The 6,195-nt window shown below is 68.4% G+C and carries 3 protein-coding genes; 1 reads left to right on the top strand and 2 read right to left on the bottom strand.

Annotated elements, in window-relative coordinates; translation table 11 throughout:
- A partial coding sequence (locus tag P2L57_RS18310) for an Ig-like domain-containing protein (RefSeq protein WP_275815753.1) occupies positions 1–2,786 on the top strand: 2,786 nt, incomplete at its 5' end.
- A 178-nt stretch (positions 2,787–2,964) separates the two neighbouring features.
- Here P2L57_RS18310 and P2L57_RS18305 read toward each other — a convergent pair.
- Both P2L57_RS18305 and P2L57_RS18300 read right to left on the bottom strand, forming a co-directional pair.
- Positions 2,965–4,137 carry an eCIS core domain-containing protein gene (locus tag P2L57_RS18305; RefSeq protein ID WP_372515747.1) on the bottom strand — a complete coding sequence of 391 codons (1,173 nt, stop codon included), beginning with the start codon at positions 4,135–4,137 and terminating at the stop codon, positions 2,965–2,967.
- Positions 4,138–4,780: 643 nt separating this feature from the next.
- Positions 4,781–6,088, bottom strand: coding sequence for a COG1470 family protein (locus P2L57_RS18300; protein WP_275815750.1), 1,308 nt, complete (start codon positions 6,086–6,088; stop codon positions 4,781–4,783).
- Positions 6,089–6,195: the final 107 nt, after the last annotated feature.

Raw genomic sequence — 6,195 nt, 5'->3', positions numbered from 1 at the left:
CCCCCGTTGGCACGGCCGTGCTGTCTGGAGGGACGGCAACCGTCACCACCAGCTCTTTGGCTGTGGGTCCGCATGCCGTCACTGCTGTCTACGCGGGTGACGGTGACTTCAACGGTTCGACGTCTGCGGTGGACAACCAGGTGGTCAACAAGGCCGACACCACTACTGGTCTGACGTCGGCGCCTGACCCTTCCGTTTTCGGTCAGGCCAAGACTCTCACCGCGACCGTCACCCCTGTGAGCCCCGGTGCGGGCACGCCGACGGGCACCGTCACTTTCTTCGATGGTGGCACCCCCGTTGGCACGGCCGTGCTGTCTGGAGGGACGGCAACCGTCACCACCAGCTCTTTGGCTGTGGGTCCGCATGCCGTCACTGCTGTCTACGCGGGTGACGGTGACTTCAACGGTTCGACGTCTGCTGTGGACAACCAGGTGGTCAACAAGGCGGACACCACTACTGGTCTGACGTCGGCGCCTGACCCTTCCGTTTTCGGTCAGGCCAAGACCCTCACCGCCACCGTCACGGTGACCGGACCCGGCGCGGGTACGCCCACGGGCTCCGTTACGTTCTTCGACGGCGGCAGCCCCATCGGGAGCGGCACTCTCAACGGCAGTGGTGTGGCGACGCTCACCACCTCAGCGCTGGGCGCGGGTCCGCACTCGCTGACCGCCACGTACAACGGGGACAGCAGCTTCAACAGCTCCACCTCGCCGACCGACGCACAAACCGTCAACAAGGCCGACACCAGCACCGCCTTGACGTCCAGCCCGGACCCTTCCGTTTTCGGTCAGGCCAAGACCCTCACCGCCACCGTAACGGCCGTAAGCCCTGGTGCGGGTACGCCCACGGGCTCCGTGACGTTCTTCGACGGCGGCAGCCCCATCGGGAGCGGCACTCTCAACGGCAGTGGTGTGGCGACGCTCACCACCTCAGCGCTGGGCGCGGGTCCGCACTCGCTGACCGCCACGTACAACGGGGACAGCAACTTCAACACCTCCACCTCGCCGACCGACCCGCAGACGGTCAACAAGGCGAGCACGTCCACGGCGGTGAACTCCGCGCCCAACCCGTCGGTGTTCGGCCAACCCGTCACCCTGACCGCCACAGTGACCGCGACCCCGCCCGGATCCGGTACCCCGACGGGGACGGTCACCTTCTTCATCGGCGGCATCCCACAATCCCCTGTCACCCTCAACGGCAGTGGTGTGGCCACCCTCACCACCTCGTCGTTGCCGGTCGGCACCCGCACGGTGCGCGCCACGTACAACGGCAGCAGCAACTACAACAACTCCACCTCCCCGACGATCAACCAGACCGTCAAAAAGGCCAACAGCACCACCAGCCTCACCTCGGCCCCCGACCCCTCGCCCTTCGGCCAGCCCAAGACCCTCACCGCCACGGTCACCGCCGCGGCACCCGGGGCGGGCACCCCGACCGGTACCGTCAGCTTCTTCGACGGCGCCACCCTCCTGGGCAGCAGCACCCTCTCCGGCGGCACGGCTACGTTCACGACCTCCACGCTCACCATCGGCACCCACTCGCTGACGGCCGTCTACAACGGCAGCGGTAGCTTCAACACCTCTACCTCGCCGGCGGACATGCAGACCGTCACCAGGACAGCGACCACCACGTCGCTCACGTCCAGCCCGGACCCGACGGTGTTCGGTCAGGCCAAGACGCTCACCGCCACGGTCACCACCAGCGGGGCGGGCACGCCGACCGGTACCGTCACCTTCTTCGACGGCGGCAACCCGATCGGCACGGCCACCCTCAACGGCAGCAGTGTGGCGACGCTCTCTGTCTCGAACCTCAGCGCCGGTTCCCACTCGCTGACCGCCACCTACAACGGGGACACCAACTTCGATGTCTCCACCTCGCCGGCCGACCCGCAGACGGTCACCAAGGCGAACACCAGCACCGCCCTGACGTCCAGCCCGGACCCCTCGGTGTTCGGTCAGGCCAAGACCCTCACCGCCACCGTGACCGCCGTAAGCCCCGGAGCAGGCACCCCGACCGGCGCTGTCACCTTCTTCGACGGCGGCAACCCGATCGGCACGGCCACCCTCAACGGCAGCGGTGTGGCCACACTGTCGGTCTCGAACCTCAGCACCGGCTCGCACTCGCTGACGGCGACCTACGCCGGTGACAGCAACTTCAACGGTTCGACGTCACCCTCCGACGCTCAGACGGTCAACAAGGCGAGCACGTCCACGGTGGTGAACTCCGCGCCCAACCCGTCGGTGTTCGGCCAACCCGTCACCCTGACCGCCACAGTGACCGCGACCGCGCCTGGATCCGGTACCCCAACGGGGACGGTCACCTTCTTCGTCGGCGGCATCCCTCAGACCCCCGTCGCCCTCAACAGCAGTGGCGTTGCCACCCTCACCACGTCCACCATCTCGGTCGGTACACACACCGTCCGGGCCACCTACAACGGCAGCAGCAACTTCAACAGCTCCACGTCCGCGACGATCAACCAGACGGTGGGCAAGGCGAACACCAGCACCGCCCTGACCTCGGCTCCGAACCCGTCATCCTCGGGCCAGGCGGTGACCCTCACCGCCACGGTCACCGCCGTAAGCCCCGGGGCGGGAACCCCGACCGGTACCGTCGGCTTCTTCGACGGCGCCACCCTCCTGGGCACCAGCACGCTCTCCGGCGGCACGGCGACCTTCGCCACCTCCGCCCTCGCCGTCGGCACCCATCCTCTGACCGCCACCTACAACGGCAGCGGTAACTTCAACACCTCCACCTCACCCACCGACAACCAGACCGTGACTCCGTGACCCTCTCTACCGCGGTGCCCCCGGCCGACTCCGGGGGGGCGGGGGGCACCGCCCTGTTCCATGCGGGCTCGGCGGAACGACGATGTCACACGATCGACTTGCTCCGGCCAGCGCAACGTCCAGTACGTCGTGATCTGGAATGCCGCGATCGTTGTGGCCGCCGATGTCGAGGATGCCGCTAGCCTTCCGCGTCGCCCACCGTGGACAGGTCGACGGTCCACGTGTGATTTCCCGCCGCGCGCGCGGTGATCGGAGCGGACTGCCCGGGATTGTCCGGGTCCAAGGCCGACTGCAGGGTGTGGGTGACGACGGGACTGGTCCAGCACGGGATGTTCCTGTTCCAAGTGCCGGTGTTCCGGGCGACCTTCCAGCGGAACGAGATGGTGTAGGACTTCAGCCAGTACCCGGGAGTCATCCTGTCCGTGGTCGAGAATCCCGGGTTGTCCGGGAACTCGATGCTGTTCTGACCGTTGTTGATGACGTCATTGTTGTAGGGCGGCCGGTACGGGCCGTCCTGCGCCCAGGAACGTGAGGACGGCTGGTCGCGCAGGCCGTTCGCCTCGACGTTCTGTACGTTGGAGTCGGTGACCTCCTGCCAGAAGTGGTAGTTGGTGGCGGCTCTCTGCGGCGCGCCCGTGGGATTGTTCAACTTGGCCACCTGCTGGAACCCGATGCTCTGATCGGCGTGGAGCCGCTGGGTCTGCGGGCCTTCGTAGGCGGACTCGAACTCCAGGGTGGGCCTGTTGAGGTCGAGACCCTCTTCGCGGGCCTTGGAACGGGTGTTGCGGCGCTGCGGGGGCGGGCTGTTCCCCTTGATCTCCGCGGTCTCCTTGTTGCGCTTGGGCATCCGTTGCACCGCGGTCCCGGAGTCCGGCGGCGGCCCGCCATCGCTCTGGGTTTGCGCGTGGCCGGGAGCGAGCGGCGCGGACAGCGCGCGGGCGGCCATGGCTTCCGCCTCGCGTTCATAGCGGTCGGACGGATCGGAGACCTTGAGACCGTTGCCGTGGTCGGTGCCGGCGACGGGCCCTCGGCGCTGCTGGATGACATGGGTGAGTTCATGCGCCAAGGTGTGCCGGTCGCCTCCGCCTTCCCCGATCACGACGTGGTTGCCGGAGGTGTAGGCACGGGCGCCTACCTCCGCCGCGGAGGCACGGGCCGCGTTGCCGGTGTGCAGGCGCACGTCGGAGAAGTCGGCGCCGAGGCGGGACTCCATCTCGCGGCGGGTGGCCCCGTCCAACGGCCGTCCGGCGGTACGCAGTACGTGGTGCACCAAGGAGCGCTGGACGGGCTGTGCATCGTGCTGGACCAGGTTGGCGCCGTCGCCGAGCGTGCCCCGCTCTTCCTCGATCATGCGCGCTACCGCGGCGTTTCCCACGGTCCGTTGCAGGGTGCGTGCCGCTGCGGGTCCCATGACGCCCGCGAGCGGGCTCGGCGCCCGTCGCACCGCCTGGACGGCTCTCGGCGAGGTGTCGTGGTCGGCTCTGCGGGATGGTTCCTGAGCGTGCACGGCGATTCGGCCCCTTCCGTCGATGCGCCGGGCCCGCAGCGGTCGGTGCGTCGTGCGGGGCTCCGTGACGGCCGCGGAGGCACAATGCCGCAACGTTACAAGAGGGATGGCGATACGTCAGCTATACGCAAGGGCACACTCCGCCGTGCGAAAGGGCCGCGCGGTCTGCCCACCGCGGGTAATCCGGGCGGAATTCCACAGCCCGGGCATGGATTCGGGCAGCGGTTACGGTTGACGGCCGGAAGGCCTGCCCAGGATCCTCCTGGGCAGGCCTCGGGTGGGGTTCCGTATTCCGTGCCCAGTCGGACACGCCACCAGGCTGCCATCGGACGAGGGTTGGGGATTAAGGGCAGGGTTGAAGGGGGGAATGGTCACTGCAGGGATGAACCGTCAGGTCCGATAAGGGGTCCGGGTGCCTTCGCAGGGGCATCCGGGAAATTCCGGACCGGCTGTCCGGGGAGGGGAGTCATATGCCCGACATACCGCTTCAGCGCTTGAGATCGCTCAGTTCTCCGCTGACGTTGAGCAGTTCGTGACACTCGGACGCCTGCTTCCCCGAGGCCGGAGTGCCCGGCTGTTGGCAGGTCACGCTCGCTGTCACAGTCTGGTTCTCGGGGACCTCGATGGGCGTCACCCAGTGGTAGTCCTGGTTGCGAAAGGTCTCCAAGGCGATGGTAGTGATCGTTTGATCGCCGAACTTTATGGTCAACAACCCTTGATCGCCCTGGAAGTTGGCGGTGACGATGTCGGTGATGCCGAGGACCTTGCCGGGTGGCACCCGGTAAGTGCCCACCGCGGAACCACCGTTCCCGGTCTGCACGTCTATCGTCGTGGAGCGTTGCTGGCCGGTCCCCGGCACCGCCAGGCCGGGGCTTCCGCTGGAGCCGTCGCCGGTGCTGCCGTTACCGGTTCCCTGCTGGCCGTGGCCGCCCGTTCGCCCGCCGGCCGAGCCCGACCCCGATGCGCCGGACGGATTGAGCGCCGCGACCTTCTTGTCTACGGCCTGCGCGGCGGCCTGCTTCGCGGAGCTCTGCACCGCGGGCCGCACCAGCGCGAACCAGGCGAGGAGCAACGCGAGCAACGCCGCGAGGAGTGCCAGCAGCCACTTGGGAAGTATGGAGAGTTGGACGAATTCGCCGTCCAGCACGTGCCCACGGTTCGCCGACTGCCAGCCGCCCTGGTCGTCGGCGCCGCCCTGCTGGCCGACGGCGACATCGAAGGGCCACGTCACCGGTTTGCCGAACCAGATCAACTTGCGTGTGCGGACCCGCAACCGGACCTCGGCGGACTCGCCGGGTTCGAGGTGGCGGGCGTCCGGGTCGATCCCGAAGCGCAGGTCCTCGCCGGACTGACCGGGGGCGAACGTCACATCGGTGGCCGCGTTCCCCAGGTTCTGCACCGACGTCCGGTAGCGCGCGCGGAGCCAGCCGCGGCGGCGGCGGGGAGCGAGTTCCGCGCGGAGCTCGTGGAACGCGGCGACGGTGACCGTGGTCTCGGGAACGGCCACGAGCTCGGGACGCTCGGCGGGCAACACCCTTATGCCGAGCGGGAACTCACCCGCGCGCACCTCGGAGGAGCGGGGAGGCGCGAGGCGTACCGTCACCGTCTCGGACGTCCCCGGGTAGAGGGAGACACGGGCCGGCTGGACCGTCGTCCACGGGGCGCAGTCTCCGACCACTTCCAACGAGTACGCCTCAACGATGTCGGTGTCGTTGCGTACCGTCAGGGTCGTCGTCGCCTCGCCTCCGGGCGACACCGTCACTGCGGGAAGGCCGAGTTCGGCGGATGTGGTCACACCGCGACGGTAGGACCGCCGGACACCCCGGGGAGAGAGCCGCGGGGGCAAGCCGCGGGCACGCGCCTTGCCCGCGAGAACAACTCGGCCCTGCCCGATGTTATTGC

The organism is Streptantibioticus ferralitis (genome assembly GCF_029223525.1).
Lineage (GTDB): Bacteria > Actinomycetota > Actinomycetes > Streptomycetales > Streptomycetaceae > Streptantibioticus_A > Streptantibioticus_A ferralitis.
The sequence above is the reverse complement of the archived record's forward strand: the minus strand, read 5'-3'. Positions and strand labels throughout refer to the sequence as shown.

Bases quoted from the DNA above. Each gene is read 5' to 3' on its own strand.
- P2L57_RS18305 (WP_372515747.1), bottom strand. From the start codon at position 4,137: ATGATCGAGGAAGAGCGGGGCACGCTCGGCGACGGCGCCAACCTGGTC.